Genomic DNA, 3,209 nt, shown 5'->3' on the forward strand with positions numbered 1-3,209 from the left:
TTAGGGTTTAGGGTTTAGAGAGAACTGACTTTTGCAAATTAAGTTTAAGATTTATAGAGTACATACTAAACATCTAACCCCTAAACCTCTAAACGGTTCTTCCAATCTTCACAAATACTTATCAATATCATATCTTATACAAAATCTTTTTCAGCTACATTTGCGTAGCAAAAAATTACCAACGGCTAATTGCAATGCTTAAAAAAATCGATCGTTATATACTGTCAAAATATCTTTCTACATTTTTCTTTTGCCTTATATTATTAACGGCGATTGTGGTGGTGGTTGATGTAAGCGAAAAAACTGATGATTTTGTAAAATCCAAACTCCCTGTTTCTAAAATTATAACTGATTATTATTTTGGATTTGTCCCACGTATTGATGCAATGCTTTTTCCATTGTTTGTTTTTATTGCCGTAATATTTTTTACTTCAAAAATGGCAACACGTTCCGAAGTAGTGGCCATATTAAGCAGTGGTGTAAGTTACCGCCGTTTTTTAATGCCCTATGTAATTGGGGGTTTATTTTTATCAGTATTGTTATGGTTTGGTTACCAGTATGTGGTGCCAAAAGCCAATAAAAAATTGGGCGATTTTGAAACAAAATATATTGACCCCAATTTTGGTAACAATGGCGGTAACAATACTTACAAGCAACACATTTATTTTAGAAACGACAGCAATACTTATATCGGTATTGCCGGGTACGATACGGTTTCAAAAAACGGTAATGGTTTTTTTGTGCAGCGCTTTTCCAATAATAAATTATTGTATAACCTGAGGGCCGATAATTTTAACTGGGATACGGCAGCAAAAAAATGGAAACTCGTTAATGTAACAGAAAGAACACTGAATGGTATTACGGAAACCGTTAAACGTTCAACAGAGTTAAAGATGAACTACGATTTTAAACCGGTTGATTTACGTAAAGATGAATATTTAAAAGATCAGATGCCAACGCCGGATTTAAATCAATTTATAAAGCGGGAAAGATTAAGGGGGAGCGAAGGCTTGAATGCTTTATTAGTTGAAAGATATAACCGGGATGCTATTCCTGTTTCTGTACTTATTCTTACTGTTATTGGTGCTGTTCTGGCATCAAGAAAAGTAAGGGGCGGCAGCGGATTGCACCTGGCTTTGGGGGTGGTGATAAGTGTATTGTATATTTTATTCAGCCGCTTTTCAATTGTGTTTGCAACCAAGGGCAGCTTTACGCCATTTATAGCCGCATGGACACCCAATTTCTTTTTTGGCCTGCTGGCATGTTATCTTTATAAAAAAGCACCTAAATAATATTACGGCTCCCGGCTTTATTTATCTGTAAACTTTCTTTTGAAACTTTTGTTTTACACAGCTACGCATCGTAATTTTAGTCATATTTTTAAAATACGATTACAAGTATTTCAATCTTGAAAATATTCTTACATTATAAATTTCAATTGCGGTATGGGAATTATTAAAGATAAATTCAAAGCAAAATCAGAAACTGTAGCTGCGGAAATTAAAACCTTGCTTAAGGAACATGGTAACAAAAAAATTGGAGAAGTTACGCTTAGCCAAATTTACCAGGGCATGCGTGGGATGACAGGGTTAGTAACCGAAACCTCTTTGCTTGATGCACAGGAAGGTATCCGTTTTCGTGGATATACCATTCCTGAATTACAACAAAAATTACCCAAGGCGCCCAATGGATCGGAGCCTTTACCCGAAGGATTATTTTATTTAATGCTGGTAGGTGATTTGCCTGATGAAGATGATGTGCAACATGTTACCAGCGTATGGCAACGTCGCAGTCATGTACCCAATCATGTTTTTGATTCTATTGAGGCATTGCCGGTTAGTACGCACCCGATGACGCAGTTTGTTGTTGCCATTATGGCTTTGCAAACCGAAAGCCAGTTTAGCAAAAGATACGCAGCAGGGATGAATAAAAAAGATTACTGGGATGCCGTGTTTGATGATGCCATGGATTTAATTGCACGCCTGCCACGGGTTGCCGCATATATCTATCGCCGTAAATATAAAAATGGCGATCATATTCAACCCAACGGATTGCTGGACTGGTCGGGCAATTTTGCACACATGATGGGTTACGAAGATGAATCTTTTAAAGAACTGATGCGTTTATACATGACCATTCATGCCGATCATGAAGGCGGAAATGTTTCTGCTCATACCACACATTTAGTAGGCTCAGCATTAAGCGATCCTTACTTAAGTTTTGCTGCCGGTATGAACGGGCTTGCAGGCCCATTGCATGGGTTAGCCAACCAGGAAGTAATTAAATGGATTTATGAATTAAGAGAAGAGCTGGGAACAGACTTGCCCACTAAAGTGCAGATAGAAGAGTACGTGAAAAAAACTTTAACCGAAGGAAAAGTTGTACCGGGATACGGCCATGCAGTGTTGCGTAAAACCGATCCACGGTTTACTGCACAAATGGAATTTGGAAAAAAACATATGCCCGATGATGCATTGGTGCAAACGGTTTGGAATATTTATGATGCAGTGCCGCCCATTTTACAATCACTCGGAAAAATAAAAAACCCTTGGCCCAATGTAGATGCACACAGCGGTGCTTTATTAGTGCATTATGGTATGGTGGAGTATGAATTTTATACCGTGTTATTTGGTGTATCAAGATCGCTGGGTGTGCTGGCAAGTTTAATATGGGACAGGGCTTTGGCTTTTCCTTTAGAAAGACCAAAATCTGTAACGAACGATTTAGTAAAATTGTGGCTGGAAGGTAAGGATGAAATTTGGGGGGATTAAAAATTTTAGTTTATTCAAAGGCATTAAAAAATCCCACAGCCGTGGGATTTTTTTGTGGAGAGTATCGGGGTCGAACCGACGACCTATTTCCCGAAAGCATTCGGGACATGCAGCGTTCTATCTGTCGTAATTAATCAACCATTCAATATATTTTCTGCTTTTTTTACTTTTAATTTCTAATTCTCGTTTATGAGCATCTACTCTACTGCTAAAATTTTCTGAATACATCAATATCCAATCTGTAGCTTTTGAAGTATATGTTGATATACCTTCATTATGTTGCTTTAACCGAATTGAAATATTTTCGGTATGACCCACGTAATACCTATCAATTTTTGCAGAGTATAAAATATATACAGTGTAAATCATAAAAAAGAAAAGACTCACCTTTAGTGAGCCTTTGTGGAGAGTATCGGGGTCGAACCGACGACCTCTTGC

At 37.6% G+C, this 3,209-nt stretch carries 3 protein-coding genes; 2 read left to right on the forward strand and 1 reads right to left on the reverse strand.

The features are described 5' to 3' along the window. Positions 1–194 precede the first annotated feature (194 nt). Positions 195–1,292, forward strand: a complete 1,098-nt coding sequence (locus ACY65O_RS07110; RefSeq protein ID WP_462220158.1) for an LptF/LptG family permease — start codon at positions 195–197, stop codon at positions 1,290–1,292. A gap of 153 nt (positions 1,293–1,445) precedes the next feature. Continuing rightward, a complete protein-coding gene (locus ACY65O_RS07115; protein ID WP_462220159.1) occupies positions 1,446–2,771 on the forward strand; it encodes a citrate (Si)-synthase, eukaryotic in 1,326 nt (441 codons plus the stop codon). 117 nt (positions 2,772–2,888) lie between these two features. Here ACY65O_RS07115 and ACY65O_RS07120 read toward each other — a convergent pair. Continuing rightward, on the reverse strand, positions 2,889–3,209 hold a 321-nt coding region (locus ACY65O_RS07120; RefSeq protein WP_462220160.1), incomplete at its 5' end, for a GIY-YIG nuclease family protein.

The organism is Ferruginibacter sp. (assembly GCF_031430955.1).
In the GTDB taxonomy this organism is placed as follows: domain Bacteria; phylum Bacteroidota; class Bacteroidia; order Chitinophagales; family Chitinophagaceae; genus Ferruginibacter.

Excerpts from the sequence above, each read along its gene's own strand:
- ACY65O_RS07115 (WP_462220159.1), top strand. The coding sequence starts at position 1,446 with ATGGGAATTATTAAAGATAAATTCAAAGCAAAATCAGAAACTGTAGCT.
- ACY65O_RS07110 (WP_462220158.1), top strand. The coding sequence starts at position 195 with ATGCTTAAAAAAATCGATCGTTATATACTGTCAAAATATCTTTCTACA.